General features: G+C 67.7%; 31 protein-coding genes. 23 read left to right on the forward strand and 8 right to left on the reverse strand.

What is annotated here, in order from left to right; genetic code table 11:
- The first annotated feature begins 37 nt into the window (after positions 1-37).
- The gene (locus tag ACETK8_RS03270) at positions 38-997 is read left to right on the forward strand and encodes a glycosyltransferase family 9 protein (protein ID WP_374038094.1); all 960 of its coding nucleotides are present in this window, start codon (positions 38-40) and stop codon (positions 995-997) included.
- A gap of 122 nt (positions 998-1,119) precedes the next feature.
- Entirely contained in the window at positions 1,120-1,641 is a 522-nt protein-coding gene (infC, locus tag ACETK8_RS03275) for a translation initiation factor IF-3 (RefSeq protein WP_374038095.1), read from the forward strand.
- Between the two features lie 164 nt (positions 1,642-1,805).
- On the opposite strand, the gene ACETK8_RS03280 is transcribed toward infC, so the two are convergent.
- Positions 1,806-3,410, reverse strand: coding sequence for an ATP-binding protein (locus tag ACETK8_RS03280; protein WP_374038096.1), 1,605 nt, complete (start codon positions 3,408-3,410; stop codon positions 1,806-1,808).
- A gap of 168 nt (positions 3,411-3,578) precedes the next feature.
- Between ACETK8_RS03280 and ACETK8_RS03285 the strand changes: the two genes are divergently transcribed.
- From ACETK8_RS03285 to ACETK8_RS03300, 4 genes are all read left to right on the forward strand, one after another.
- Positions 3,579-4,871 (forward strand): MFS transporter, encoded by a 1,293-nt coding sequence (locus tag ACETK8_RS03285; RefSeq protein WP_374038097.1) that lies wholly within the window; start codon positions 3,579-3,581, stop codon positions 4,869-4,871.
- A gap of 158 nt (positions 4,872-5,029) precedes the next feature.
- Positions 5,030-5,227, forward strand: a complete 198-nt coding sequence (gene rpmI / locus ACETK8_RS03290; RefSeq protein WP_003166435.1) for a 50S ribosomal protein L35 — start codon at positions 5,030-5,032, stop codon at positions 5,225-5,227.
- Positions 5,228-5,334: 107 nt separating this feature from the next.
- Entirely contained in the window at positions 5,335-5,688 is a 354-nt protein-coding gene (gene rplT / locus ACETK8_RS03295) for a 50S ribosomal protein L20 (protein WP_374038098.1), read from the forward strand.
- A 99-nt stretch (positions 5,689-5,787) separates the two neighbouring features.
- Positions 5,788-6,774, forward strand: coding sequence for a polysaccharide deacetylase family protein (locus ACETK8_RS03300; RefSeq protein ID WP_374038099.1), 987 nt, complete (start codon positions 5,788-5,790; stop codon positions 6,772-6,774).
- Here the strand turns inward: ACETK8_RS03300 and ACETK8_RS03305 are convergent.
- Positions 6,771-7,163 (reverse strand): RidA family protein, encoded by a 393-nt coding sequence (locus ACETK8_RS03305; protein WP_374038100.1) that lies wholly within the window; start codon positions 7,161-7,163, stop codon positions 6,771-6,773. The genes ACETK8_RS03300 and ACETK8_RS03305 overlap by 4 nt on opposite strands.
- Positions 7,164-7,241: 78 nt before the next feature.
- Positions 7,242-7,730 carry a DUF805 domain-containing protein gene (locus ACETK8_RS03310; protein ID WP_374038101.1) on the reverse strand — a complete coding sequence of 163 codons (489 nt, stop codon included), beginning with the start codon at positions 7,728-7,730 and terminating at the stop codon, positions 7,242-7,244.
- Between the two features lie 123 nt (positions 7,731-7,853).
- On the opposite strand from ACETK8_RS03310, the gene pheS reads away from it, so the two are divergent.
- The 7 genes from pheS to ACETK8_RS03345 all read left to right on the forward strand — a co-directional run bounded on the left by pheS (position 7,854) and on the right by ACETK8_RS03345 (position 13,706).
- Positions 7,854-8,930: a phenylalanine--tRNA ligase subunit alpha gene (gene pheS, locus ACETK8_RS03315; RefSeq protein ID WP_374039453.1), complete on the forward strand. Its 1,077-nt coding sequence runs from the start codon at positions 7,854-7,856 to the stop codon at positions 8,928-8,930.
- 10 nt (positions 8,931-8,940) lie between these two features.
- Positions 8,941-9,348 (forward strand): hypothetical protein, encoded by a 408-nt coding sequence (locus tag ACETK8_RS03320; protein ID WP_374038102.1) that lies wholly within the window; start codon positions 8,941-8,943, stop codon positions 9,346-9,348.
- Positions 9,348-9,731 carry a hypothetical protein gene (locus tag ACETK8_RS03325; RefSeq protein WP_374038103.1) on the forward strand — a complete coding sequence of 128 codons (384 nt, stop codon included), beginning with the start codon at positions 9,348-9,350 and terminating at the stop codon, positions 9,729-9,731. Before ACETK8_RS03320 ends, ACETK8_RS03325 begins: the two co-directional genes overlap by 1 nt.
- Positions 9,732-9,741: 10 nt before the next feature.
- Complete coding sequence (locus ACETK8_RS03330; protein ID WP_374038104.1) at positions 9,742-10,155, forward strand: hypothetical protein; 414 nt, start codon at positions 9,742-9,744, stop codon at positions 10,153-10,155.
- Positions 10,155-10,541 carry a hypothetical protein gene (locus tag ACETK8_RS03335; protein WP_374038105.1) on the forward strand — a complete coding sequence of 129 codons (387 nt, stop codon included), beginning with the start codon at positions 10,155-10,157 and terminating at the stop codon, positions 10,539-10,541. The genes ACETK8_RS03330 and ACETK8_RS03335 overlap by 1 nt, the downstream gene beginning before the upstream one ends.
- 4 nt (positions 10,542-10,545) lie before the next feature.
- Positions 10,546-12,969 (forward strand): phenylalanine--tRNA ligase subunit beta, encoded by a 2,424-nt coding sequence (pheT, locus tag ACETK8_RS03340; RefSeq protein WP_374038106.1) that lies wholly within the window; start codon positions 10,546-10,548, stop codon positions 12,967-12,969.
- A gap of 200 nt (positions 12,970-13,169) precedes the next feature.
- Positions 13,170-13,706, forward strand: coding sequence for a TIGR00645 family protein (locus ACETK8_RS03345; RefSeq protein ID WP_374038107.1), 537 nt, complete (start codon positions 13,170-13,172; stop codon positions 13,704-13,706).
- Positions 13,707-13,732: 26 nt separating this feature from the next.
- Here ACETK8_RS03345 and ACETK8_RS03350 read toward each other — a convergent pair whose 3' ends face one another.
- Positions 13,733-14,278, reverse strand: a complete 546-nt coding sequence (locus ACETK8_RS03350) for a hypothetical protein (RefSeq protein WP_374038108.1) — start codon at positions 14,276-14,278, stop codon at positions 13,733-13,735.
- A 126-nt stretch (positions 14,279-14,404) separates the two neighbouring features.
- On the opposite strand from ACETK8_RS03350, the gene ACETK8_RS03355 reads away from it, so the two are divergent.
- Positions 14,405-15,031, forward strand: coding sequence for a DUF1134 domain-containing protein (locus tag ACETK8_RS03355; RefSeq protein ID WP_374038109.1), 627 nt, complete (start codon positions 14,405-14,407; stop codon positions 15,029-15,031).
- A gap of 50 nt (positions 15,032-15,081) precedes the next feature.
- On the opposite strand, the gene hisN is transcribed toward ACETK8_RS03355, so the two are convergent.
- Positions 15,082-15,867, reverse strand: a complete 786-nt coding sequence (hisN, locus tag ACETK8_RS03360) for a histidinol-phosphatase (RefSeq protein ID WP_374038110.1) — start codon at positions 15,865-15,867, stop codon at positions 15,082-15,084.
- 160 nt (positions 15,868-16,027) lie between these two features.
- Positions 16,028-16,411, reverse strand: a complete 384-nt coding sequence (locus ACETK8_RS03365; RefSeq protein ID WP_374038111.1) for a helix-turn-helix domain-containing protein — start codon at positions 16,409-16,411, stop codon at positions 16,028-16,030.
- 198 nt (positions 16,412-16,609) lie between these two features.
- Between ACETK8_RS03365 and ACETK8_RS03370 the strand changes: the two genes are divergently transcribed.
- Positions 16,610-16,852, forward strand: coding sequence for a GlsB/YeaQ/YmgE family stress response membrane protein (locus tag ACETK8_RS03370; RefSeq protein WP_374038112.1), 243 nt, complete (start codon positions 16,610-16,612; stop codon positions 16,850-16,852).
- A 76-nt stretch (positions 16,853-16,928) separates the two neighbouring features.
- On the opposite strand, the gene ACETK8_RS03375 is transcribed toward ACETK8_RS03370, so the two are convergent.
- Positions 16,929-17,432 carry a superoxide dismutase gene (locus ACETK8_RS03375; protein ID WP_374038113.1) on the reverse strand — a complete coding sequence of 168 codons (504 nt, stop codon included), beginning with the start codon at positions 17,430-17,432 and terminating at the stop codon, positions 16,929-16,931.
- Between the two features lie 148 nt (positions 17,433-17,580).
- On the reverse strand, positions 17,581-18,567 hold the full coding sequence (locus ACETK8_RS03380) for a 2-hydroxyacid dehydrogenase (protein ID WP_374038114.1): 987 nt from the start codon (positions 18,565-18,567) through the stop codon (positions 17,581-17,583).
- A gap of 61 nt (positions 18,568-18,628) precedes the next feature.
- On the opposite strand from ACETK8_RS03380, the gene ACETK8_RS03385 reads away from it, so the two are divergent.
- The 8 genes from ACETK8_RS03385 to ACETK8_RS03420 all read left to right on the forward strand — a co-directional run bounded on the left by ACETK8_RS03385 (position 18,629) and on the right by ACETK8_RS03420 (position 25,420).
- Positions 18,629-19,198, forward strand: coding sequence for an SH3 domain-containing protein (locus tag ACETK8_RS03385; RefSeq protein ID WP_374038115.1), 570 nt, complete (start codon positions 18,629-18,631; stop codon positions 19,196-19,198).
- Between the two features lie 178 nt (positions 19,199-19,376).
- Positions 19,377-19,910, forward strand: coding sequence for a 3-hydroxyacyl-[acyl-carrier-protein] dehydratase FabA (gene fabA, locus ACETK8_RS03390; RefSeq protein ID WP_374038116.1), 534 nt, complete (start codon positions 19,377-19,379; stop codon positions 19,908-19,910).
- Positions 19,911-19,968: 58 nt separating this feature from the next.
- Positions 19,969-21,198 (forward strand): beta-ketoacyl-ACP synthase I, encoded by a 1,230-nt coding sequence (gene fabB / locus ACETK8_RS03395; protein ID WP_374038117.1) that lies wholly within the window; start codon positions 19,969-19,971, stop codon positions 21,196-21,198.
- Between the two features lie 238 nt (positions 21,199-21,436).
- Positions 21,437-22,231 (forward strand): enoyl-ACP reductase FabI, encoded by a 795-nt coding sequence (locus ACETK8_RS03400; protein WP_374039454.1) that lies wholly within the window; start codon positions 21,437-21,439, stop codon positions 22,229-22,231.
- Positions 22,232-22,513: a hypothetical protein gene (locus ACETK8_RS03405; RefSeq protein WP_374038118.1), complete on the forward strand. Its 282-nt coding sequence runs from the start codon at positions 22,232-22,234 to the stop codon at positions 22,511-22,513.
- Positions 22,514-22,527: 14 nt separating this feature from the next.
- Positions 22,528-23,676 (forward strand): benzoate/H(+) symporter BenE family transporter, encoded by a 1,149-nt coding sequence (locus tag ACETK8_RS03410; RefSeq protein WP_374038119.1) that lies wholly within the window; start codon positions 22,528-22,530, stop codon positions 23,674-23,676.
- 96 nt (positions 23,677-23,772) lie between these two features.
- On the forward strand, positions 23,773-24,891 hold the full coding sequence (gene dnaN, locus ACETK8_RS03415) for a DNA polymerase III subunit beta (protein ID WP_374038120.1): 1,119 nt from the start codon (positions 23,773-23,775) through the stop codon (positions 24,889-24,891).
- A complete protein-coding gene (locus ACETK8_RS03420; RefSeq protein WP_374038121.1) occupies positions 24,884-25,420 on the forward strand; it encodes a hypothetical protein in 537 nt (178 codons plus the stop codon). Before dnaN ends, ACETK8_RS03420 begins: the two co-directional genes overlap by 8 nt.

Below are 25,420 nucleotides of genomic sequence, written 5' to 3' on the forward strand. Positions count from 1 at the left end.
ATAGCGAACGGGTCGATAGAAGCGAAAGCGAAACCGCGTGCCGTCCAACAAGGTCCTGTTCGTCACCTCCAACCGCATCGGCGACTGCGTCATCTCGTCGGGGATCATCCGCGAGATCGGCCGTCAGATCCCGGACGCGGAGATCACCGTTGCCTGCGGCCGACCGCCCGCCCCCTTCTTCCGCTCGGCGCCCGGCGTCGAACGGGTCATCGTGCTCGACAAGAAGAAGGCCGCCGGACACTGGTTCGACCTGTGGAAACAGGTCGTCGGCACGCACTGGGCCCTGGTCATCGACATTCGCGGCTCCGCCCTGGCCTATCTGCTGAAGGCCGACCGCCGCGTCGTCTACAACCGCAGCCATGAGACGGGACTGGCCAAGGTCGACATGGTCACCCGGCTGATGGGCGCCCCCGCCCCGCTGGAGCCCGAGCTTTTCATCGACGACAAGGCCCGCGCCGAGGCCGCCGCCGTCATCGACCCGGCCCTGGCCACCGCCCCCGGCCCCATCATCGCGCTCGCTCCCATCGCCCACCAGCCGGGCAAGAGCTGGCCCGCCGACCGCTGGGGCCATTTGGTCGAGAAGCTGAAGGCCGAGCCCCGCTTCGCCGGCTGGCGCTTCATGCCCGTCGGCGGCCCCGGCGACCGCCCGCCCGCGACCCCGGCTCTGGAGGCCGCCGGTCCTCTGGCCATCGACTTCGTCGGCAAGGGCGACATCCTGGCCTCGGCCGCCGCCATCGACCGGGCGACCCTGTTCGTCGGCAATGATTCCGGCCTGATGCATGTCGCCGCCGCCGCCGGAAAGCCGACGCTCGGTCTGTTCGGTCCGACCGAATGGTGGCTCTACGGACCGCGCGGTCCGCGCACCTCCATCGCCGCCTCCAACCCCATCCGGGGCGAGTTCGCCCCCATCGAGGCCCTGACCACCGACCGTGTCTTCGAGGCCGTGATCGCGCTCCATGACGTCTGGGTCGGGGCCGGGAACGCCGCCAAGCCTTGAAGAAAGGCCGTTTCGGGCGCATATAGCGCCCCTTGGGGAACGCGGAGGACAACCGCGCGCTGACCCCTGCGAGACTAGAAGACCTTCAGAAACACAAGGAAACGACGCCCATTCGCCGTCCGATGCAATCGCCGCCCGTGAAAGACGGGCCGCCCATGAACCAGGATATCCGCGCGCCGCGCGTTCTGCTGATCGACCAGAACGGCGAGAAACAGGGGGTCATGCCGACCTCGGCCGCGCTGGAGGCCGCCGAGGAGGCGGGCATGGACCTGGTCCAGATCGTCTCGACGTCCGAACCGCCCGTCGCCAAGATCCTCGACTACGGCAAATTCCGCTTCCAGGAGCAGAAGAAGAAGGCCGAGGCCAGGAAACGCCAGAAGGTCGTCGAGCTGAAGGAGATCAAGCTCCGTCCGAACATCGATACCCACGACTATGAGGTGAAGGCCAAGGCCATGCACCGCTTCTTCGACGAAGGCGACAAGGTGAAGGTCACCCTGCGCTTCCGTGGTCGTGAGATGGCCCACCCGGAACTGGGCATGAAGCTCCTGAACAAGGTCCAGGAAGACTTCGAGGAAATCGCCAAGGTCGAATACGCCCCGCGTATGGAAGGCCGCCAGATGATCATGATCCTGGCGCCGAAGTAGCACGCTGATCTTTCCCTCCCCCTCGGGGGAGGGGCTGAGCGAAGCGAAGCCGGGTGGGGGCGGAAGGCGACGTGGCGACGGTCCGCGGGGCCTTGCCTTGCCCTCCCCACCCGTCGCTGCTTCGCATCGACGACCCTCCCCTGAGGGGGAGGGAGAAGGGCGTTTCAGGCCGCCTGCGCTTCGATCACCGGCTCGGTTCCCAGCGCCAGGCGAATGGCGTTCAACAGGGCGTCGGGCTGGATCGGCTTCTGGGCCACGCCGTTCATGCCCGCCGCCGTGTACTCGGCCGCGTCCCGCTCGTCGGCGTTGGCGGTCAGGGCCAGGATCGGCGTGCGACCGGCCGGTCCCGACAGGCGGCGGATGGCGCGGGTCGCGGCCACCCCGTCCATCACCGGCATCTTGATGTCCATCAGGATCAGGTCGAACGGCCGCTGCGTCGCGGCCTCCAGCGCCTGGGCCCCGTCCTCCACCACCTCGCAGGTGCAGCCGAACATCTCCAGCAGGTGGGAGGCGACGAAGCGGTTGGCCTGATTGTCGTCGGCGACCAGCACATGCAGGGTCTCGTGCGGCGTCGGCTCGGCCGCGGCCTCGGCGGCGCGCATCTCCGGCCCGCAGCAGGGCAGGTCGAGCGTGAAGTGGAACCGCGCCCCGCCCTGGGGCGAGCGGGCCAGACCGATGGTCCCGCCCATCCGCTCCACGATCTGGCGACAGATGGCCAGGCCCAGGCCGGCGCCGGCGCCCTCGCGCCCCGCCTGACCGGTGTTGAAGGGCTCGAAGATGGTCGCCGCCGCATCGTCGGGCACGCCCGGCCCCGAGTCGTCGACCACGGCCTCCAGCCGCACCGCGCCCTCGCCCCAGCGGGAGGTCAGGGACACCGCGACTTCGCCGCCTTGCGTGAATTTCAGCGCATTGCCGATCAGGTTGTTCAGCAACTGCTTGACCCGCATCCCGTCGGCCATGACCCAGTCGTGGCCGGTGGTGTCGCAGACGACGCTTAGGGTCAGCCCCTTCTCCTCCGCGCGCGGCCGCCACAGGGCCTCCAGGTCCGCCCCGACCGCGTCGATGTGCAGGGGCGCCGGATCGAGGGTCAGGATCCCGGCCGAGGCCCGCGACATGTCCAACGCATCGGTCAGCAGCCGCAGCAGGGTCTGGCCGGAATCCAGGATGGTCTCGACATAGGGGCGCAGCTCTTCCTGCTCGAGCTTCCGTTGCAAAAGGCCCGCCACGCCCAGCACTCCGTTCAGCGGCGTGCGGATCTCGTGGCTCATCACCGCCAGGAACTCGGACTTGGCGCGGCTGGAGGCCTGGGCCTCCGCCTCTGCGAGCGCCAGGTCGCGGGCCAGGTCGCTCATCTCCCGCGCCCGGTCGCGGTACAGGGCCGATCCGGCCTGAAGGATCTGCACCCCCGCGCCCACCCCGACATAGCGGCCGTCTTCCACGCAGACGAAGCCGCGCAGAAGGATGTTCATCTCGGCCGCGTCGATGGTTTCGAAGAAGGTCTCGGCGCTGGCCCCGGCCTCGGCGAACGGCGGGTTCGGGTCCATCAGGGTAGACACCGGTCGCCGGGCATACAGCGCCCGGCCGAACTCGGCGGCCATCTTCAGGGTGAAGGCGTTGCGCTCGATCAGGCCCAGCGGCCGCCTGTCGGCATCGACGACGGCGATGGCCAGAGTGTTGGGTTCGTTCTGGAAGCGGTCGAAGACGACCGACCCCCAGGTCTCGGGCGAGACAGGCTCCACCGCATCCACATAGTCGCCGATCCGGGCCATGAACTCTCCTGAACTGGCCGGGAGCGATAGAGGCCGGGACTTAACACAGGCTTTGCCGTTCTTGAAATTTTTGCAGCGTTTTCAACGCGAACAATCCGGCCACGGAGCAGTTCTTGCGCGCGTTTCGAGACGCCTCGCCGTCCGGGGCGACCTCGGCTAGAAGGCCCCATGACCGACGCGACCGCACCCGCCCCCAAGGCCAAGGCTCCGGCCCTGGCGATGCTGTTCCTGATCGTCTTCATCAACCTGGTCGGGTTCGGCCTGGTCGTGCCGCTCCTGCCTTTCTTCGCCCAGAGCCTGGACGCCGAGCCGTGGCAGATCACGGTGATGTTCTCGGCCTATTCGCTGGGCCAGTTCTTCGCCGAGCCCTTCTGGGGCCGGCTGTCGGACCGGATCGGGCGCAAGCCCGTCCTCCTGATCACCCTGAGCGCCAACGCCGTCGGCTATCTGGCCCTGGCCTTCGCGCCCACCATCTGGCTGGCCATCGCGATCCGGCTGTTCACGGGTCTGGGCGCCGGGAACATCTCGACGGTTCAGGGCTATGTCGCCGACGTCACGCCTCCGGCCGAGCGCGCCGGGCGTATGGGGATGATCGGCGCGGCTTTCGGCATGGGCTTCATCGTCGGGCCGGGTCTGGGCGGCATCCTGACCCAGCCCCAGCTCGGCCATGTCGGCTATCTCCTGCCCATCTTCGTCGCCTCGGCGCTCGCGGCCCTCGCCGCCGTGGGGGTGGTCTTCTTCCTCAGGGAGAGCCGCGCCAAGGCCGATCCGGCCGCGCCGCGACCCGCCTTCCTGTCCGGCGTCCACGACGCCCGCGCCGACCCGGTGGTGTCCCGCGTCCTTCTGGTGACCCTGATCTATATGGCCGGCTTCTCCGCCATGGAGAGCGTCTTCGGCCTGTGGGCCGAGGATCGCTATGCGTGGGGCGCGCGCGAGGTGGGGCTCAGCTTCATGATCGTCGGGATCGTCTCGGCCCTGAACCAGGGCGTCTTCACCGGCAAGCTGGCCAAACGGTTCGGAGAGACGCGGGTCCTGGCCACCGGCATGCTTCTGTTCGGAAGCTCGTTGGTGCTTCAGGTCCTGGCCCCCGCCGCCTGGTTCCCGGCCGTGTCGCTGGATCTGGGCCTCTTCACCCTGCCGGTGGTCCAAGGCTGGATCATCCCGATCGTCATGGCGCTGGGCGCCTGCGGCATGTCGATGGCCATGCCCAACATCTCCGCCATGATCTCCCGCGCCACCCCGCCGGACCGGCAAGGCGCCATGCTGGGCTTGAATATGGCCATGGGGTCGATCGCGCGCATCTTTGGGCCTTTGGTCGCCGGCGCCCTCTTCTCCGGCCTCGGCCACGACTGGCCCTTCCTGATCGGCGCCCTTCTGACGGTGCCTGCGGCCGTCATCGCCATCAACGCCGGGCGGCAGCTCAGACGCGGTCAGACCACGGCCGGAGTACCGGCGGAGTAGACTCCGCTTGCCTTTGCGCGGCGCTTCCACTACTAGCCGCGCCTTCGCGTACCGAACCGTCGGGCTAATAGGCATGCCTTGGCGGTTCTTAATCAGGGAGATCACCCGTTGGCTTCTCGAAGCCGACAGGCGGTAGCCCCCTCAAAAAGAGAGAGAAAATGCCGAAGCTTAAGACGAAGTCGGGCGCCAAGAAGCGCTTCAAATTCACGGCCACGGGCAAGGTCAAGGCTGGCGTCGCCGGCAAGCGCCACCGCCTGATCAGCCATAACTCGAAGTACATCCGCCAAAACCGCGGCACTTCGGTCATGGCCGACGCCGACGCCAAGAAGATCAAGTCCTACATGCCGTACGCCTGATCGGCGCGCGCATCTGATCTGATCTCAACCCAACGAATTTGAACTCGGGCCTCAAGTAGCAAGCGACCGCGTCGCGCGCGTTAGGCCCCACCGAAGGAAAAAGCATCATGGCTCGCGTCAAAAGGGGCGTTACGTCCCACGCCAAGCACAAGAAGGTTCTCGAACAGGCCAAGGGCTTCTCGGGTCGCCGCAAGAACACCATCCGCACGGCCAAGGCCGCCGTCGATCGCGCCGGGCAATACGCTTACCGCGACCGCCGCGTGAACAAGCGCAACTTCCGCGCCCTGTGGATCCAGCGCATCAACGCCGCCGCCCGTCAGGAAGGCTTCACCTACTCGCAGTTCATCCACGGCCTGTCGAAGGCCGGCATCGAGCTGGACCGCAAGGTCCTGGCCGCGATCGCCATGGACGGCGTCGGCTTCTCGGACATCGCCGCCAAGGTGCGCGAAGCCCTGAAGTAAGGCTTTCGTCCTCGACGAACTGAAACGCCCGTCCCGGTCTCCGGGGCGGGCGTTTTCGCTTCCGGTGGGCTAAGGTCCGCGCACAGTCGGAGTGCGCCCATGATGTCCAGACGCCTGATCCTCGGCCTGTGCGCCGCCCTGATCGCCGGGCCGGTCGCGGCCCAAACGCGTTCAGTCGCCGTCACCTTCGACGACCTGCCCTATCAGGCCTCGACCGAGGCTTTGTGCAATCCCGAACAGGCCATGACCCTGACCCGGGACTTCCTGGCCATGCTGGAGCCGCTGGACAGCCACGCCACCGCCTTCGTCAACTCCGGCAAGGTCTGCGAGGCCGAGGCCCAGACCCTGTTGCCGCAGATCCTGAACGCCTGGCTCGACGCCGGCATCGACCTCGGCAACCACACGGCCAGCCACATCAACATCCATTCGACGACGCCGGAGGCCTATCTGGCCGACGTCGACGCCGGGGCGCCCGTCGTTCAGGCGGTGCTCGAGGCGCGCGGTCGCACGCTCCAGTATTTCCGCCACCCCTATCTCTTCACCGGGGAGACGCAGGAGAAGCACGACGCCATCGCGGCGGGACTGTCCGAGCGCGGCTACGTCATCGCCCCGGTCACCATCGACAACGTCGACTGGATGTTCGGCGACGTCTACCGCAAGGCCGAGCGGCTGGGCGACGAGGCTCTGAAACGGCGGGTGGGCGAAGCCTATGTCGCCTATATGACCACGGTGCTGGACTTCTTCGAACCTTACGGCGCGGAGATCACGGGCGGCCGCGAACCGGCCCAGGTCCTCCTGCTGCACGCCAACACCCTGAACCGCGACTGGTATCCGCAGATCGACGCGCTCTACCGGGCGCGGGGCTATGCCTTCGTCACCCTGGCACAGGCCCTGGAAGACCCGATCTACGGCCACGCGGACACCTATGTGCGGCGCAACGGCGTCTCCTGGCTGCACCGCTGGACCCAGACCGACGGCCGTCCCATCCGCTGGGAGCCTGAACCGCCCGCCTGGATCGTTGCGGCCAATCAGGGCTCGACCGAAGACTTGGCGGCGGCCGTCGCGGCGGGCACGACCGGTCCCTAGCTCGGGATACGGGCGATCGCCTTGATCTCGAAGGTGAAGCCGGCCAGCCAGGTCACGCCGACGGCGGTGATGTTCGGATAGGGCCTCTCGCCCCAGTTGGCGCCCAGCACCGGCCAGACGGTCTCGAAGATGGCGTCGGGGTCGATCATGAACAGGGTCACGTCCACCACGTCGTCGAAACTGGCGCCCGCCGCCTTCAGCGTGGCGTTCAGATTGTCGAAGGCCAGCTGCACCTGGGCCGCCAGATCGGGCTCCGGCGAGCCGTCCTCGCGCGCCCCGACCTGACCGGAGACGAACAGCAGATCCCCCGACCGGATCGCCGGCGAGTAGCGATGCAGCTCATAGAGAGCGTGGGGTTTGGCGGGGAAGACGGCGTCGCGCTTGGCCATGAGGGGCTCCTGCTTTGGGGGAGCCGGTTAGATGGGACCGATCGCTCGTGGCGAAAGGCGCCGTCTGCGTCGCGGGGGTCAGCGCAGGCCGAACTGCTTCCTCGGCGCGACCGGGCCCGGCGTCCTGCGAACCGGCGGCGCTTCGACCGGTGCGACCACCTCCGGCGCGGGGCGCGAGGGCAGGGCGATCAGCGCGCCCAGCCATATCAAGCACAGCAACGACGTCACGGCGAACAGGGGCCGCTCGGCCCAGGCGCTCGGGTCGATCAGGGTGCGGGGATCGTTGAGGAAGCCCAGCACCACGGACGCAGAGGCCAGCCAGACGGACAGGCCCGCATCCCTCAGCCGTCGCACCGAAAACAGCAGCCAGGCGAAGCCCATCGCCAGGCTCCACCCCACGGCGGCGACCGCCATCAGCGTCCCGACCCACATGGCCGCATCGGCGTCCAGCGCCCGCAAGCCTTCGATCCAGGGCTGGGCCGCCAGCAGAATGGGGCCGCTTAGATAGCAGAGCCCGCCCACGACGGCGAAGGTCGCGCGCCCGGTCCGTCCCGAGAAACCCAGCATCCGATGCTCCCGCTTCGATGCGGGCAGTTTCCGCCACACTGCTTACCGCCGGTTAAAGCCGGGGCGGTCCGTGGTGTCGCAGACCTTTCGTCGCGGGGCGTCAGAGGCTAGATGCTCCGCACCATGACCGACCTAGCTGCGCTCGAACTCGACCTGATCAACGCCATCGGCTCCGCGACCACGGTCGCCGAGGTCGAGGCCGTGCGCGTCGCGGCCCTCGGCAAGACCGGGACCATCTCGGGCCTGCTCAAGGGCATGGGCGCCATGAGCCCCGACGAGCGTCGCGAACAGGGACCGATGATCAACGGCCTGCGCGACCGGGTCGCCGGCGCCATCGCCGACAAGAAGGCCGAGCTGGAAGCCGCCGAGCTCGACGCCCGCCTCCTGTCCGAACGCATCGACCTGACCCTGCCGGCCCGGCCGCGTCGCAAGGGCGGGGTTCACCCGACCATGCAGGTCATGGACGAGATGATCGCCCTGTTCGCCGAGATGGGCTTCGCCGTCGCCGAAGGCCCGGATATCGAGGACGACTTCCACAACTTCACCGCCCTGAACTTCCCGCCCAAACACCCGGCGCGGGAGATGCACGACACCTTCTTCCTGAAGCCGGACCCGGAGACGGGCGAGCGCAAGGTGCTGCGGACCCACACCTCGCCGGTGCAGATCCGCACCATGCTGTCGCAACAGCCGCCGATCCGCATCGTCGCGCCGGGCCGCACCTTCCGGAAGGATTCGGATGCCACCCACACCCCGATGTTCCACCAGATCGAGGGTCTGGTGATCGGCAAGGACATCCACATGGGTCATCTGAAGACGACCCTTCAAAATTTCGTGGCGCGGTTCTTCGAGCTGGACGGCGTGGACGCCCGCTTCCGCCCGCACCACTTCCCCTTCACCGAGCCCTCGGCCGAGATGGACATCCGCTGCGACCGTTCGGGCGGGAAACTGGTGCTGAACGAGGGGAACGACTGGCTGGAGATCCTGGGCTGCGGCATGGTGCATCCCAATGTGCTGCGCCAGTCCGGCATCGACCCGGACGAGTGGCAGGGCTTCGCCTTCGGCATGGGCGTGGATCGCATGGCCATGCTGAAATACGGCGTGCCGGACCTGCGTCCCATGTTCGAGGCCGATGTGCGCTGGCTGGCCCACTACGGCTTCTCCGCCTTCGCCGCCCCCAACCCGGCCTCTGGCCTGAGCTGAGTATTTCGAGATGACCGACGTCCTGAACGAAGACCATGGCCGCAAGATCGTGGCGCGCAAGAGCTTCTCGAACGAAGCCGTCTGGCTGCCCATGCTGGGGGTCTATCACCTGAACGCGGGCCAGCCGCTGATCCGCGGCCTGACCTTCACCGAATGCGTGATCGAGGGTCCGGCCCTGGTCGGCATCATCGACGGCGTCTCGTTCGAGGGCTGCAACATGGGTGTGGCCACCGATCCGGCGTCCCTCTTCTACAAGGCCCAGGGTTCGGTCCTCGTCGGCACGGTCGCCTTCGCCGACACCAAATTCATCCGTTGCCGCTTCGTCCAGGTCGCCTTCACCGGCCATGCCGAGAGCCTGGACCAGATGGCGGCCGACCTGATCTCCGCCCGCGCCGAAGTCACCGGGAACCCCGGCTGATGTCGCGTCTGCCCCTCACCCGCGCGGTGCGTGTCGCCCCGGACCTCAGGACGACGGTCTTCGAGGACGTGGACCTGAACCTGTTCGACCTGCACGTCGCCAACCACGGCCACCACCTCGGCGTCATCATGGGCCGGACGTTCCGCGGCTGCCGCATCCAGGGCCCGGCGATCATGCTGGTCTCGGCCGGCGTGCGGTTCGACGACTGCAGCTTCGGCGACCCGAACGGCGACATGCGCAACCTGGTCCTGCGTCCGACCGGCGACCGCGCCCTCGGCACCGTGCCTTTCCGCGACACCCTGTTCGAGGGGTGCGAGTTCTACAACGTCGGCTTCACCGGCTCCGAGCAGGTCGTGAGCGACCTTCTGGCCGTCGGCGCCTGAGGGACCCGCGATGACCGCCATCGATCCCGCCAACCTGCCGATGATCGGCCTGGGCCGCCGCCTCAACCTCGCCGCCGACCTCGGCAAGCGCGCCTTCGTCGACGAGGACATGGCGCTGTACGACCTGTTCCTGCACCACATGCGGACCGGCCGGGCGATGATCGACGGCGTCACCTTCACCGGTTGCCGCATCGAGGGGCCGGCCATCATGCTGGTCCTGCCGGGCACCTCGTTCGAGGCGGTCAATTTCGGCGACTCCAAGGGCGACATCGGCAACCTGGTCCTGCGCCCGGTGCGGAACATGGCCATCGGGGCCATCCCGGTCATCAACTGCAGCTTCGTGAACTGCGAGTTCCACGCCCTGGGCTTCACCGGCAACGAACAGATCCTGTCCGAGATCCTCGCCATCAAGAGCGTCGGCTGATGTACGATCTGGAAAACACCGGCCCGGTCCCGGCCGATCTCGGCACGCGCCTGGTGTTCGAGAAGGAACGCATCCCCCTGGTCCAGTTGGTCGAGGCGCTGGAAGCCGCCGGCCAGACGCTGAAGGGGCGCCGCTTCATCGACTGCGTCATCCACGGCCCCTGCGTCATCATCCCGGCCCAGGAGACGACGTTCGACAACTGCAATCTCGGCGACGTGGCCGGGAATGTCCGCAACCTCTTCCTGCGCGCCGCCGGACCGATGATCATCGGCGGCGTTCCCCTGAACGACAGCGCCTTCGACGGCTGCATCTTCATGGGCGTGGGCTTCGCGGGCGACGACGCCTTCGTCGACGCCTTCATCGACCTCCTGACTCCCAAGGCCTGATCCCGTGAAATTCACCCTGTCCTGGCTCAAGGACCACCTGGAAACCGACGCCGACGTCCACGCCATCGCCGAGGCCATGACCATGGCCGGGCTGGAGGTCGAGCATGTCGCCGACCCGGCCGCCCTCTTGGCCCCCTTCACCGTGGCTAAAATCGTCTCGGCGGCCCAGCACCCGAACGCCGACCGTCTGCAGGTCTGCCAGGTCGAGACCATCGACGGCATGAAGGAGATCGTCTGCGGCGCCCCGAACGCGCGGGCGGGCCTGACCACCATCTACGCCCCCATCGGCGCCTATGTGCCGGGCCTCGGCGTCACCCTGGTCGAGAAGCCGGTGCGTGGCGTCGTGTCGAACGGCATGCTGTGCTCGGCCTCCGAGCTGCAACTGGCCGATGAGTCGGACGGCATCCAGGAGCTGCCGCCCGAGATCCCGGTCGGCACCCCAGTCGCCAAACTGTTCGGCGCCGAGCCGGTCATCGACTTCGAGGTCACGCCGAACCGCCCCGACTGGCTGGGCGTCGCCGGCATCGCGCGCGACCTGGCCGCCGCAGGCGTCGGCAAGCTGAAGCACTACGACATCGCCGTGGTGAGGGGCGCCTTCCCCTCGACCATCTCCGTGCGTCTGGATGCGCCGGAGCAATGCCCGGTCTTTGCCGGCCGCGTCATCCGGGGCGTGAAGAACGGTCCGTCGCCCGCCTGGCTCCAGACCCGGTTGCAAGCCATCGGCCTCCGCTCGATCAACCGTCTGGTCGACGTCACCAACTTGATCGCCTACGACCGCGCGCGGCCTCTGCACGTCTATGACCTGAACAGCCTCGTCGGCTCCGAGATCGTCGTCCGCGGCGGCCAGATCGCCAAGGACACCGGCGAGCACGAGCATCTGATCGCCCTGGACGGCAAGACCTACACCGTCGATCCGACCATGTGCGTGATCGCCGACGCGGGCGGCGAACGCCCTATCGGCCTCGGTGGCGTCATGGGCGGCGAAAGCACCGGCTGTTCGGAAGAGACGACCGACGTCTTCCTCGAGAGCGCCTGGTTCGATCCCATCGTCACGGCCCAGACCGGCCGTAGCCTGACCATCTCGTCCGACGCCCAGTACCGCTTCGCACGCGGCGTCGATCCGGCCTCGGTCATCCCCGGCATCGAACTGGCCACCCGGCTGATCCTCGACCTCTGCGGCGGCGAGCCGTCCGAGATTGTCCTGGCCGGCGAACACCCCGCCAATCCCCTGCCGTTCGCCTTCGACCCGGCCTATGTGAAGCAGCTCTCGGGCATGGACCTGGAGGACGACCGCATCGGGACGATCCTGGGCCAGCTCGGCTTCCTCGTTCAGGCGGCCCCGGCCGGTTCGGACAAGCCCTGGATTGTCACCCCGCCGTCCTGGCGTCGCGACGTCGAGGGCAAGGCCGATCTGGTCGAGGAGGTCGCCCGCATCCACGGCTTCCAGCACCTGCCCAACACCCCCCTGCCGGATCAGGGCGCGCCGTCCAAGGGCGTGCTCAGCCCGCGTCAGGCCCGCGTCCGCACCGCCCGCCGCGCGTTGGCTTCGATGGGCTATGCAGAGGCCGTCACCTGGTCCTTCACCAAGCAGGAGATCGCGACCCTGTTCGGCGGCGGCGACGACAAGCTCGTCCTCGAGAACCCGATCGCCTCGGACCTCGACTGCATGCGCCCCTCGGCCCTGCCGAACCTGATCCAGGCGGCTGCCAGGAACGCCGCGCGCGGCCACGGCGACGTCGCCCTGTTCGAGATCGGCCCCATCTATCTGGGCGACCAGCCGAACGACCAGCGCACCGTGATCTCCGGCCTCGTCAGCCCCCGCGCGGCCCGCAGCTGGACCGGCGCGGGCGAGGATCCTCTGTTCGCGCTCAAGGCCGATCTGATCGCCGTGCTGGACGCCATCGGCGCCCCCACCGCGTCGCTGCAACTGGCGCAAGGCCAGAACCGAGACTGGTGGCATCCCGGCCGTTCGGCTCGCCTGCAACTGGGTCCCAAGACGATCATCGCCGAGTTCGGCGCCGTCCATCCGCGCGTCCTCAAGGCGCTGGACGCCGACGGTCCGATCCTGGCCTTCGAGATCGTTCTGGACGCCGTGCCCGAGCCCAAGGGCAAGGCCACCAAGGCGCGCGGCAACGCCGACCTGCCGAACCTGATGCCCCTGACCCGCGACTTCGCCTTCGTCGTCGAGGAGGCCAAGGCCGCCGGCGATCTGGTCCGCGCCGTCCAGGGCGCCGACAAGGCCCTGATCACCGAGGTCCGCGTCTTCGACGTCTATCGCGGCCAGGGCGTGCCGGAAGGCTCCAAGTCGGTCGCGCTGGAAGTCGTCGTCCAGCCGCGCGAGGCTACGCTCGTCGAGGCCGAGATCGAGGCCCTGTCGGCCAAGGTCGTCGCGGCGGCGGGCAAACTCGGTGCGGTTCTGCGCAGCTAACTCCCATCCGTGCACCCCAGCGAAGGCTGGGGTCCAGATCACGGATCAAGGCGGCTTGGACGACTCACCGGTTTCGCTGATCTCACCGGCTCGGTCTTCCATCTGGACCCCAGCCTTCGCTGGGGTGCACGGGTGATTGGGGTTGATCCCTTTTCCCCCGCCCGCCAGAACGGACCGACCGAAGCAGGGGGATCGACGTCATGGGACTGAAGCCGAAACTGGAGACCGCGTTCGAGCGCGGCCTGTTCATGTCGCGCTGGCTGATGGCGCCCTTCTATGTGGGTCTGGCCGTCGCGCTCTTCATGCTGCTGATCGTCTTCGCGCGGGAGCTGATCTACTATGTGCCCCAGGCCTTCGCGCCCGGCGGCATGAGCTCCAACGACGTCATCCTGGCGGTTCTGTCGCTGGTGGACCTGTCGCTGGCGGGCAATCTGCTCCTGATCGTCATGTTCTCGGGCTACGAGAATTTCGTCTCCAAGCTCGATCTGGACGGCGAGACGGACCGCCCGCCGTGGATGGGCACGGTCGACTTCTCGGGCCTGAAGATGAAGCTGATCGCCTCCATCGTCGCCATCTCGGGCATCCAGCTCTTGAAATTCTTCATGAATTTTTCCGAGGGCGAACAGGTCGACCAGGCCGAGGCCCTGTGGGGCGTGGTCATCCACCTGACCTTCGTGGCGTCCGGCGTCATGCTGGCCCTGATGGACTGGATCTCGGCGAAGACGGACAAGCACTAAAAGCCCCATCTCCTGATGGGAGAGGGTCAGACGACTGAGTACCTTTCCTCGATCCCGTCCGCCTCGAACTCATGGGCGTCGAGGCTCGCCAACACCGCCTCGACCCGCGCCACGAACCCCGCCTCATCCCCCGCCCCCACCGCCGGCAGCAGGAACTCCGTCACATCCGCCCGCACCGGCAACGTCCCCACCGGCCCCGGCACGCTGATCGCGATCCGCAAGCCTTCGCCCAGCCACTGCGCCACCGTGTCGAACAGCAGGTCCGACCTCAGAAACTCCGTCCGCCGCACGACGTACAGCGTCATTTCCCCGGTCAGCAGCCCGTCCGGCCGCACGATGATCCCGCTGACGTCCGGTCGCCACGCCGTGTCCAGTTCCACCACCCGCCAGACACAGAACCAGGTCCGGCAGGTCTGGGGCCTGACCGCGTGGACCGAACACCCGGCCCCATCGACGCAATAGCCGCACAGCCTCCCCGTCGGCTTCGACAGCTCGGGCAGGTCCAGCGGAATGAACCGGCAGCATTCGACGCAGGGGCCGCATTCGCGACCTGGGATCAGGGGTAGTTCCATCCGTCCCCTTATAGCGTCCCAAACCGCAACCTCTCGTTAACCTTGCCGCCCCAAGGCTGACGCAAAGCCCGGCGACCTTCCCGTCACGCTCGACAGGGACGGGCCATGAGATTTGGGGACACCAGAATGCACCGCCGCCAGTTGATCCAGACCGGCTTCGCCGCCGCCTCCGTGACGGCTCTTTCCTCGTCCCTGGGCGCCTGCGCCTCCACCCCGCGCGAGCCGGTGGAGCCGCAATATCCGCTGTCCTCGGACCAGACCGCCCCGGCCTATACCGCCGACGAACTGGTCGCCGCCGGTTCGCGTGAGCTGGGCATCGCGGCGGAGGCCATGGGCGCCGCCATCGAACGCATCTTCGCCGACCAGGGCGACCGTCCCACCGCCTATATCGCAGGCGAGGAGGGCGCCGGCGCCGCCGTCATCGGCCTGCGCTACGGCCGCGGCGCCCTGCACATGAAGGACCATTCGGCCTCGCAGGAAGTCTTCTGGCAGGGGACCTCGATCGGCTGGGACATCGGCGGCAACGCCAGCCGCGTCTTCACCCTCGTCTACGGCCTCTATGCGCCGGACGCGATCTACCGCCGCTACCCCGGCGTGGAGGGCACGGCCTATCTGATCGCGGGTCTGGGCGTGAACTACCAGCGCGCCGACGGCATCGTCCTGGCCCCGGTCCGCACCGGCGTGGGCCTGCGCCTCGGCGCCAACGTCGGCACCATGGCCTACAGCCGCCAGCGGAATATTCTGCCGTTCTAGAACCCGATCTCCGTCATCCTCGGGACGGGCCCGAGGATGACGGTGGGGAACTACTGCGCCCCGCGCCGGAACGCCACCAGCGCCTGCTCCCGCACGCGAGGATCGCCCACCGCGATGATCCGCCCGTCGCCTGACACGGCCTCGCCGCGCCAGTTGGTGCATTCACCGCCGGCCGCCTCGACGACCGGGATCAGGGCGGACCAGTCCCACAGCTTCAGCCCCGTCTCGGCCACCATGTCGATCTGGCCCATGGCCACCATCGCATAGGCGTAGGCGTCGCAGCCGTAGCGGGCCAGGCGCGCGGCGGCCATCACCTGGGTCCAGGCGCCGAACTCCGGCGGGGTGAAGATTTCAGGAGCCGTAGTGGCGATGATCGCGTCGGTCAGCTTTTCGCAGGACCGCACGCGGATCGGCCGGGTCTCGCCCCGGCTCATCAGGACGGCGCCCGACGGCCCGCCCAGGAACAGTTCGCCCAGATAGGGCTGTGCGATGCCGCCGATGGTCGGCTTTCCGCCGACCTGCAACCCGATCAGGGTGGTCCACAGCGGCAGGCCCGCCACGAAGGCGCGCGTCCCGTCGACCGGGTCCAGCACCCAGACGTGTTCGGCGTCAGGCCGGTCCTCGCCGTATTCCTCGCCGATCACCCCGTGGTGGGGATAGCGTTCGGCGATCAGCTTGCGGATCGCGGCTTCCGCGCCCCGGTCGGCCTCGGTCACCGGATCGAAGGCACCCGGCCCGGCCTTGTTCTCCTCGGCGTAGTCGCCCCGGAACAGCGGCAGAGTGACTTTGGCGGCCTCGGCGGCCAACTCGACGACGAAGGATTCAAGTTCGGTCATGAGCGAGGGGCATACAGACGCCGCCCCTTCGCGTCATCACAAGACAGACTCGACGCACCAACGAACGCGCTCAAGCAGTGAGCCGCCGCGCGGCGAGCGATAGCGCCCTGACGACACGTCGCTCAAGCAGCGAGCGACCGCATCGCGAGCGGTAGCGACACTAGGAAACCACTTCGCCTTCCGTATGCAGCGACTTGGCCAGATCCAGTAGACGGCGGCGCGGACGTTCGCCCAGCTGGTAGTAGGCCTGGATCAGGTCGAGGGTTTCCTTCCTGGAAAACATCTCGCCGCCGTTGGCGCCTGCCTGTTCCTTGCGTTCCATCGCTTCGGCCAGACCGTCGTAGAAATAGCTGATCGGCGTTTCCAGCGCCTCGGCCAGCTGCCACAGGCGGGCGGCCGAGATGCGGTTCGCGCCGCACTCGTATTTCTGGATCTGCTGGAAGCGGATGCCGACCTGGATGGCCAGCTGCTGCTGCGTCAGGCCCAGCAGGCGACGACGGCGGCGCAGACGGCGGCCCAGGTGGAGATCGATATCGGTGGCCATGGCCCCATTCCCCTTGTTCTAGCGCGCTGTGCCAAAGCGGCACGGCTCGCCTGAACCGCCGCAATCACCATGCCGCGTTCTCGTGACGGGCGAGCGATGGTGAACGCGGGTCTCGGAGTTCAATCTTAAGGGCGCGGCAACCTTGACCGCAGGCGCGCATTACCGACGCACCCAAGCTTTGGAAGGATAGGGCTCCCAATGAACATCATCTTCTGGATCATCGTCGGCATCATCGCCGGCTGGCTCGCCGAAAAGATCATGGGCCGCAATCACGGCCTGATCACCAACCTGATCGTCGGCATCATCGGCGCCGTGCTCGGCGGCTGGATCGCCGGGGCTCTGGGCATCGCCTGGGGCGGCTGGATCGGTTCGACGGTCATCGCCACCCTCGGCGCCTGTCTGCTGCTGTTCCTTCTGGGTCTGGTCAAGCGTCGCGCTTGACCCGATCCTTTCGGGACAAAGAAGAAGGGGCGGCCCGTCGGGCCGCCCCTTTTCCGTTGCGCTGCTGGAGGTCGCCTTAGCCCTGGGGCGTCGGCGAGGCTTCCGGCTCGCTGGTGTCATCGCTGTCGTCGGTGGTCGGCTGGGTCCAGCTCGGCTCCGGCTGCGGGGCCGGCGGGGTCGCGGCCGGCTCGCTCGGGGCCGGGGCCGCGCCGTCCGTGGTGGCCGGGGCGGAGTCTTCCACGACCGGCGAGGTCGCGAACTCGGCCGAGGTGATGCCCACCACGACGTCGGTGCCGCTTTGCGTCAGGCCGCCCAGGCCCACGCCGCGTAGCGCGCCGTCAGAGCCGCGAACCGTCAGCTCCTGTTCGCCGGCGGCGTTGCTCTGCACGCCTTCCAGCGTGCCGAGGACGGAACCGTCCGAACCCTTGACGCTGGAGCCGGGTTGAAGCTGGATCGAACCCGAGGCCTGGGCCTGGGCGGCCGGAGCCGGCGGAGCGGCGGGCGCGTCCTGGGCCAGGGCCGGGGCGGCGGTCAGAAGGGCGGCGGTGACACCGGCGAGAAGAACGGTCTTGCGGATCATGGATCTTTGCTCGGTTGATACGGGCCGAAGCGCCCGCTGACCGAACAAACCCGCCGTGTTACGGATTGTTTCACCCGCCCCGAAATGACCTTGGCCGTGCCTGGATCGGCCGGATCACGCCGGATTCTCGCCTTAGAGTATCATCGGCCTAAAGCATCGCGGGAATGACCCGGTCCGGCGGCCGGTGACCGTTCTGATAGGTCATCACGTTGAGGATGACGCGATCGCCCATGTCCTGACGGGCCTCCAGCGTGGCCGAGCCCAGATGGGGCAACAGCACCACGTTTGCGTGGCCGATCAGGCCGGGGTGGATGGCCGGCTCGTTCTCGTAAACGTCCAGACCCACGCCCGCGATCCCTCGACGCGCCACGACCTCGGCCAGGGCCGCCTCGTCGATCAGCTCGCCCCGCGCCGTATTGATCAGGATGGCGTGGGGCTGCAGCAGGCTGAGACGCTCGGCCGACAGCAGGTGATGCGTCTCCTTCGTCGCCGGGGAGTTCAGCGAGATCACGTCCATCCGCGCCAGCATCTGGTCCAGATCGTCCCAGTAGGTCGCGCCCAGCTCCTCGGCGATCCGCTCCGAGACAGGCTTCCGGTTATGATAATGGACCTGCATACCGAAGGCCTTGGCTCGGCGCGCCAGGGCCTGACCGATCCGGCCCATGCCGACGATCCCCAGCCGCTTGCCCCAGAGCTTGCGCCCGCACATCCAGGTCGGGGTCCAGCCCTCGAACCTGCCCTCGGCCACCACCTGGGCCCCCTCCACGATCCGGCGGCTGACCGCCAGGATCAGGCTCATGGCCAGGTCCGCCGTGTCCTCGGTCAGGACGCCCGGCGTATTGGTGACGATGATCTGGCGGCCCACGGCCGCGTCGATGTCGATGTGATCCACCCCGGCGCCGAAGTTGGCGATCATCTTCAACTGCTCGCCCGCGCCGGCGATCAGCGAGGCGTCGATCTCGTCGGTGATGGTCGGCACCAGGACGTCGGCCCGCTGAACGGCGGCTTCCAGCGCCGCCCGATCCATCGGAACGTCCTTCAGGTTCAGTTCGGCGTCGAACAGCTCCCGCATCCGCGTCTCGACCGCGTCGGGCAATCTTCTGGTTAAGACGACCTTAAGCCGGGGGTGGGACATGGGGACCTTGGATGATTTCGCGGGCGTCGCAGGGCGGGCCGCGTGTGACGGATCCCAGCCGGTGTCTAGCAAGTCTCGCAGCCGCTTCCAAAGCCTCTCGCGTCGCATGGCCGGCGCATGTGTCCTCCTGACGCTCGGCGTCATGGCGGGAGCCAGCGCCACCATGCCCGACGGCCGCCCGACCCCGACGGGTCTGGAGGTGCCGCGCTGGCTGACCCTGAAGTCCTCGGAAGTCCGCGCCCGCTCGGGTCCCGGCCTCGACTACAGCATCCTGTGGGAATACCGCGCCGCCGGCCTGCCGGTTCAGGTCATCGCCGAGACCCGCGAATGGCGAAAGATCTGCGACCCCGAAGGCGCCGTCGCCTGGGTCCACCGCAGCGTCGTCTCCGCCCGCCGCGGCGCCTTCAACGCCTCGGTCGAGGAGGTCCCCATCCGCTCCGGTCGTTCGGAAGAGGCCGGCCTGCGCGCCCGCTTCTCCCCCCGCTCGGTCATCGCGCTGGACGACTGCAAGGACGGCTGGTGCGAGGTCCGCGCGCGGAAACTGCGCGGCTGGGTGCCGGAAGGCTCGATCTTCGGCGGCGGAAACCGGGCCCTCTGCGACGCGTCCCGCCCGGCCGGAGTGGCGCGCTAACCTCGTCACCTCCCCACGCGCCTTCACGCGCGAGGAGGTGACGAGGTTCCAAAGCCAAGCTTCCACCGTCTCCCCGGTTGAGCCGCCCGTCGCCGTCGTGTAACCCGGCCGCAACACCCTTGGCCGAGTCTCGCCGACGCGCGTTACCTCAGTCAGGACCCACGGAGCCGCGACTGCCTTGAGCACCTCGAAATACCCCTCGTCCTTCGATCACGCCGCCCTTCTGGCCTCGGGCCGGGGGGAGCTGTTCGGACCGGGCAACGCCCAGCTGCCGGCCCCGCCGATGCTGATGTTCGACCGGATCACCCAGATCAACGGCGACGGCGGCGAGCACGGCAAGGGCTATGTCGAGGCCGAACTCGACATCCATCCGGACCTCTGGTTCTTCCAGTGCCACTTCATCGGCGACCCGGTCATGCCGGGCTGCCTGGGTCTGGACGCCATGTGGCAGCTGGTCGGCTTCTATCTGGGCTGGATCGGCGGCCCCGGCCGCGGCCGCGCTCTGGGCGTAGGCGAGGTGAAGTTCACCGGCCAGGTCCAGCCGGACGTGAAGAAGGTCACCTACAAGATCAATCTGAAGCGGGTCATCAACCGTCGCCTCGTCATGGGGATCGCCGACGGGGTGATGGAAGCCGACGGCGTGCCTATCTATACGGCTACGGACATGCGCGTCGGTCTGTTCCAGGCGGGTGAAGCCGCCGCCGACGCCTGACCACCACACAATAACCGCGGTCAACGCGGACCAAGACTGAGCAAAGAAGGAAACTCTAATGCGGCGTGTCGTCGTCACGGGTCTGGGCATCGTCTCCTCCATCGGCACCGGCCGGGAAGAGGTCACGGCCTCTCTGCGCAATGCGAAATCGGGCGTGGTCTCGGCCCCCGATCACATCCAGCACGGCTTCCGCTCCCAGGTCTGGGCGCCCCCGTCGTTGGGCGTCACGGCCGAGGACTGGGCCCCGCTGGTGGACCGTCGCGCGGCCCGCTTCCTCGCCAACGGCACGGCCTGGGGCCACATCGCCTTCGAGGAAGCCCTGAAGGATTCCGGCATGACCGCCGATGAGATCAAGGACGACCGCATCGGCCTGATCGTCGGCGAGGGCGGTCCCTCGACCCAGGTCATCCTGCAGGCGGCCCAGACGACCCTGGAAAAGAACTCGCCCAAGCGCATCGGGCCGTTCGCGGTGCCGAAGGCCATGGCCAGCGGCCCCTCGGCCGTCCTCTCGACCTGGTTCGAGATGCGCGGCATCAACTATTCGATCTCCTCGGCCTGCGCGACCTCGGTCCACTGCATCGGCGCCGGCGCCGAACAGATCCAGTGGGGCAAGCAGGATGTGGTCTTCGCCGGCGGCTGCGAGGACATCGACTGGTCGATGTCCAACATGTTCGACGCCATGGGCGCCATGTCCTCCAACTTCAACGAGACGCCCTCGGTCGCGTCCCGCGCCTATGACAAGGACCGCGACGGCTTCGTCATCGCTGGCGGCGCCGGCATCGTGGTGCTGGAAGAATACGAACGGGCCGTCGCTCGCGGGGCCAAGATTTACGGCGAGGTCGTCGGCTACGGCGCCAACTCCGACGGCTACGACATGGTCGCTCCCTCGGGCGAAGGCGCGGCCCGCTGCATGCGGATCGCCCTGGAGCAGGCCGGAAACCGCAAGATCGACTACCTGAACCCGCACGGCACCTCGACCCCGGTCGGCGACCTGAAGGAGATGGGCGCGGTGCGCGAGGTCTTCGGTTCCGACATGCCGATGATCTCCTCCACCAAGTCGCTGACGGGCCACTCGCTGGGCGCCGCCGGGGCCCAGGAAGCGATCTATTCGCTCTTGATGCTCGATGGCGGCTTCGCCTCGGAAAGCGCCCACATCGAGAATCTCGACCCCGAGTTCGAGGGCATGCCGATCCTGCGCCAACGCCACGACGGCGAGATGACCACGGTCATGTCCAACTCGTTCGGCTTCGGCGGCACGAACGGCACCGTGATTTTCTCCAAAGTTTGATCCCTCTCCCGGTGGGAGAGGGCTTGAGCGCCCGTGAGCATCGCGAACGGACTTGCGCGAAAGGGTGAGGGTCGATCCTCACCGGCAACGCACGGCCCTCACCCTTTCGGTTTGCGGATCGCTCCGCTCTCCGAATCTCAAGCCCTCTCCGTCTGGGAGAGGGTTTCCGTCACGGCAGCCCGCTGCTAACTCGGGTCAAACAGGAGACTATCCCATGGCCGGTGAAACCAGCTGGAACATGCCCGCGGGCGAACTCATGAAGGGCAAGAAGGGCCTGGTCATGGGGGTCGCCAACTCGAACTCCATCGCCTGGGGCATCGCCTCCCAACTGGCGGCGCAGGGCGCGGAACTCGCCTTCACCTACCTCGGAGAGGGCCTTGAGCGCCGCGTGCGTCCCCTGGCCGAGAGCGTCGGCGCCAAGCTGCTGATCCAGGCCGACGTCACCGACGACGCCTCCATGGACGCCGCCTTCGCCGAGCTGGAGAAGGAGTTCGGCACGATCGACTTCGTCGTCCACTCCGTCGCCTTCGCCAACAAGGACGAGCTGAAGGGCTCCTTCATCGAGAACACGAGCCGGGACAGCTTCCTTCTGGCCATGAACATCTCCTGCTTCAGCTTCGTAGACGTCGCCAAGCGGGCGTCGAAACTGATGCCGAACGGCGGGTCGATGATCACCATGACCTACCTCGGCTCGGAACGGGCCATCCCCAACTACAACACCATGGGCGTGGCCAAGGCGGCGCTGGAGGCGGCGACCCGCTACATCGCCCGCGACCTGGGTCCCAAGGGCATCCGCGTCAACGCCATCTCGGCCGGCGCCATGCGCACCCTGTCGCTGGCCGGCATCTCGGGCGGTCGCGGCATGATCGCCCAGGGCCGCGCCATGTCGGCGATGAAGGAGGACACCTCGATGGAGGGCGTCGCCGGCGCCGCCCTGTGGCTGTGCTCGGACCTCGGCTTCTCGACCACGGGCGAAGTCATCCACGTCGACGCCGGCTTCCACATGATGGGCCTGGCGGGTGACGAGGAATAGGTGGCGGAGGCGCGCTCATCTCCTTCGAGATGGCGCGCCTATGCCGGGCTGTTGGTCAAGGTGGTTCTCTATTCGTGGCCGATTCTTGCGTTGGTATTGGTGCTGCAAGTCGGGCCTGAGGTGGTCGGGAATTTCGCGAACGGTGATGTGGCCCTCACAGGCCTGCTTGCCCCTCTGATTATCGCCGCCAAGCTTTGGTCGCTGTTCGTCGTCGTCATGCTCGTCGTTAGCTCTGTGACCTTCTGGTGTTTCGGTTCGAGGAAGGTCGAGAAGCGGTGGTGAGCTCGCTAGGCTGGATGCCGGTTTCAGCCATGACGGCGGCGGCCGTCGGGGTCATCGTGGGCTTCGGCGGCACGGTCGCCCTGGTGGTACAGGCGGGCCAGAACCTGGGCGCGTCGCCGCTTCAGGTGGTGTCGATGGTCACGGCCCTGTGCCTCGGCATTGGCGTACCGGGCCTGTTGCTAAGCTGGCGGCTGCGCATCCCGGTCATCCTCGCCTGGTCCACGCCCGGCGCGGCCCTGCTGGCGGCCTCCGCGCTCGGCCATGACTGGTCCACCGCGGTCGGCGCCTTCATCATCGCGGGCCTGTTGATGGTCGTGGTCGGACTGGTCCCGGCCATAGGGCGGCTGGCGGCGCGCATCCCCTCGGCGATCGCGTCGGCCATGCTGGCGGGGGTGCTGCTGCCCTTCGTGATCAAGCTGTTCCTCGTCTTTCAGACCGATCTGGCCCTGGCGGCGGGACTGACGGCGGTCTTCCTGATCGCCCGCCGGCTGGCCCCCACCTGGGCCCTGCCGCTGGTGCTGGTCAGCGCCTTCGCCGCCCTGGCGTTTCGAGGGCAACTGGCCCTGCCTGCGGATGGAGGCCTGTTCGGCGCCCTGTCGCCCGCCATCCCCCATTTCGACCTGAAGGCCGCGGTCAGCCTGGCTTTGCCGCTGTTCCTCGTGACCCTGGTGTCCCAGAACCTGCCGGGTCTGGTGGTGCTGAGGACCGCCGGGTACGAGCCGCCGCCCGGCCCGTTGCTGCTGTCCACCGGAGCCGCGACGGTCCTGCTGGCGCCGTTCGGCGTCTACGGGATCAATATGGCGGCCATCGTCGCGGCCATATGCACCGGCCCGGAGGCTCATCCCGACAAGGAGCGCCGCTGGGTCGTCGGCGTGATCTACGGCGGCCTCTATCTGGCCGCGGCGGCCTTCGCCGCGCCCTTGGCCGGCCTGTTCATCGTCATGCCGACCGGAGCCCTGGCCCTGATCACCGGCCTGGCCCTGATCGGTCCCCTGACCGGCGCCCTGGTCGGAGCGGTCGGGGAGCCGCAGGATCGGGAGGCGGCGGTCCTGACCTTCGCCGCCACGGCCTCCGGCGTCGCCCTGTTCGGCATCGGCTCGGCCTTCTGGGGGCTGGTCATAGGTTTCGCGGCCCTGGCGACGCTCAGATGGAGACGCCGATGACACGTCCCCGTTGCTCCAGCCGCCCAATCCTCTAGTGTCTCTGGCCATACATATCGGCGAGGACCGATACCTCTTCGCCCCGGGCACTGAGACGACATGCAACTGACCATCGAACGCTCCGCTCTGCTGAAGGCCCTGGGCCATGTTCAGAGCGTGGTCGAGCGCCGGAACACCATTCCGATCCTGTCCAACGTCCTGCTGTCGGCCGGCCGCGACAAGCTGAGCTTCGCGGCCACCGATCTGGACATGGAAATGGTCGACGAGGCCGATGCGACCGTCCAGGTCGAGGGGCAGATCACGGCGCCCGCCCACACCCTCTACGAGATCGTGCGGAAGCTGCCGGACGGGGCCGAGGTCGCCCTGACCTACAACGGCGACGATCCGCGTCTGACGGTCCAGGCGGGGCGGTCCAAGTTCAACCTGCCGGTCCTGCCGGCGGGCGACTTCCCGGTCATGTCGACCGAGAACTCGGGCGTCCGCTTCACCCTGATGAAGGAAGACCTGGCGCGGCTGATCGACAAGACCCGCTTCGCCGTCTCGACCGAAGAGACCCGCTACTACCTGAACGGCCTCTACCTCCACACCGTGGCGGAGGCGGGCATTCCGCTGCTGCGGGCCGTGGCGACCGACGGTCACCGTCTGGCCCTGGCCGAGACGCCGGCTCCCGAGGGCGCGGCGGGCGGTCCCGGCGTGATCGTGCCCCGGAAGACCGTCGATCAGGTCCGCCGCCTGCTGGATGACGGCGCCGGTCCCGTCGAGGTTCAGGTCAGCCCGCAGAAGATCCGCTTCGAGTTCGGCGAGGCCTCGCTGACCTCGAAGGTCATCGACGGCGCCTTCCCCGACTACATGCGCGTCATCCCCAAGGGGAACGACAAGCAGGCCGATATCGACAACGCCGTCTTCGCCTCGGCCGTCGACCGCGTCGCCACCATCTCGGCCGAGAAGAGCCGGTCGGTGAAACTGGCCTTCGAGCTGGACCGCGTCACTCTGACTGTCCGCAACATGGAGGCCGGCCAGGGCGTCGAGGAGGTCGAGATCGGCTACTCGGAAGAGCCGTTCGAGATCGGCTTCAACGCCCGCTACCTGCTGGACGTCGCCGGCCAGATCACGGGCGAGAACGCGACCTTCATGTTCGCCGACCCGGCCAGCCCGACCCTGGTCCTCGATCCGGGCGATCCGGGCGTCCAGTACGTGCTGATGCCGCTGCGTGTCTGACACCGAGGCTGAGCCCCGGCTGGTTTTCACGGGCGCGGCCTGGAAGTCGGGTCTGAGGACGCTTCTCAGCATCGGCATCGTTGTGGGCTGTATCCTCTGGATCAGCAGCGGCATCGAGGGCGCTGGCCGCTATCCGTCTGAGCTAGTCCAGTTCGTTGTCTGGTCATGCCTGGTCGGTTCCGGGGTCATGGCGCTTTTCTCCTTCATCCGCATTCTTGCTCCCCCCCAGTTGATCCTGACCGCCGAGGGGTTCCTTGTTCGCGGCTTTAGGAAGCCTCGGCTGGTGCGGTGGGCGGACGTCCTGAAGTTCGAGCTGTTTGAGCAGCGGGGAGGTAGCATGGTTGGATACATCCTTAGTCAAGGAACCGGGCAGGTTCGCGATGGCGCCTTCACTCGAGCCATGATGCCGGGGCTTGATGGCGTCATTGCCGTGTTCCCTGATGAAACTCCCTTCGAGGTCATGCAGGTTATGGTGGCTTGGCACAGGCAGTACGGTGCAGAGGGCGCGCGCCTTTCTTCGGCTGAGTGA

Source organism: Brevundimonas staleyi (assembly GCF_041893865.1).
Lineage (GTDB): Bacteria > Pseudomonadota > Alphaproteobacteria > Caulobacterales > Caulobacteraceae > Brevundimonas > Brevundimonas staleyi.

Coding starts and splice junctions, on each gene's coding strand:
- ACETK8_RS03285 (WP_374038097.1), top strand. CDS start 3,579: ATGACCGACGCGACCGCACCCGCCCCCAAGGCCAAGGCTCCGGCCCTG.
- fabB (WP_374038117.1), top strand. CDS start 19,969: ATGCGGCGTGTCGTCGTCACGGGTCTGGGCATCGTCTCCTCCATCGGC.
- rplT (WP_374038098.1), top strand. CDS start 5,335: ATGGCTCGCGTCAAAAGGGGCGTTACGTCCCACGCCAAGCACAAGAAG.
- ACETK8_RS03330 (WP_374038104.1), top strand. CDS start 9,742: ATGACCGCCATCGATCCCGCCAACCTGCCGATGATCGGCCTGGGCCGC.
- ACETK8_RS03320 (WP_374038102.1), top strand. CDS start 8,941: ATGACCGACGTCCTGAACGAAGACCATGGCCGCAAGATCGTGGCGCGC.
- ACETK8_RS03345 (WP_374038107.1), top strand. CDS start 13,170: ATGGGACTGAAGCCGAAACTGGAGACCGCGTTCGAGCGCGGCCTGTTC.
- ACETK8_RS03350 (WP_374038108.1), bottom strand. CDS start 14,278: ATGGAACTACCCCTGATCCCAGGTCGCGAATGCGGCCCCTGCGTCGAA.
- ACETK8_RS03380 (WP_374038114.1), bottom strand. CDS start 18,567: ATGTCCCACCCCCGGCTTAAGGTCGTCTTAACCAGAAGATTGCCCGAC.
- ACETK8_RS03300 (WP_374038099.1), top strand. CDS start 5,788: ATGATGTCCAGACGCCTGATCCTCGGCCTGTGCGCCGCCCTGATCGCC.
- ACETK8_RS03400 (WP_374039454.1), top strand. CDS start 21,437: ATGCCCGCGGGCGAACTCATGAAGGGCAAGAAGGGCCTGGTCATGGGG.
- hisN (WP_374038110.1), bottom strand. CDS start 15,867: ATGACCGAACTTGAATCCTTCGTCGTCGAGTTGGCCGCCGAGGCCGCC.
- ACETK8_RS03280 (WP_374038096.1), bottom strand. CDS start 3,410: ATGGCCCGGATCGGCGACTATGTGGATGCGGTGGAGCCTGTCTCGCCC.
- infC (WP_374038095.1), top strand. CDS start 1,120: ATGCAATCGCCGCCCGTGAAAGACGGGCCGCCCATGAACCAGGATATC.
- ACETK8_RS03310 (WP_374038101.1), bottom strand. CDS start 7,730: ATGCTGGGTTTCTCGGGACGGACCGGGCGCGCGACCTTCGCCGTCGTG.
- ACETK8_RS03370 (WP_374038112.1), top strand. CDS start 16,610: ATGAACATCATCTTCTGGATCATCGTCGGCATCATCGCCGGCTGGCTC.
- rpmI (WP_003166435.1), top strand. CDS start 5,030: ATGCCGAAGCTTAAGACGAAGTCGGGCGCCAAGAAGCGCTTCAAATTC.
- ACETK8_RS03365 (WP_374038111.1), bottom strand. CDS start 16,411: ATGGCCACCGATATCGATCTCCACCTGGGCCGCCGTCTGCGCCGCCGT.
- dnaN (WP_374038120.1), top strand. CDS start 23,773: ATGCAACTGACCATCGAACGCTCCGCTCTGCTGAAGGCCCTGGGCCAT.
- ACETK8_RS03410 (WP_374038119.1), top strand. CDS start 22,528: ATGCCGGTTTCAGCCATGACGGCGGCGGCCGTCGGGGTCATCGTGGGC.
- ACETK8_RS03355 (WP_374038109.1), top strand. CDS start 14,405: ATGCACCGCCGCCAGTTGATCCAGACCGGCTTCGCCGCCGCCTCCGTG.
- pheS (WP_374039453.1), top strand. CDS start 7,854: ATGACCGACCTAGCTGCGCTCGAACTCGACCTGATCAACGCCATCGGC.
- ACETK8_RS03325 (WP_374038103.1), top strand. CDS start 9,348: ATGTCGCGTCTGCCCCTCACCCGCGCGGTGCGTGTCGCCCCGGACCTC.
- ACETK8_RS03375 (WP_374038113.1), bottom strand. CDS start 17,432: ATGATCCGCAAGACCGTTCTTCTCGCCGGTGTCACCGCCGCCCTTCTG.
- ACETK8_RS03305 (WP_374038100.1), bottom strand. CDS start 7,163: ATGGCCAAGCGCGACGCCGTCTTCCCCGCCAAACCCCACGCTCTCTAT.
- ACETK8_RS03335 (WP_374038105.1), top strand. CDS start 10,155: ATGTACGATCTGGAAAACACCGGCCCGGTCCCGGCCGATCTCGGCACG.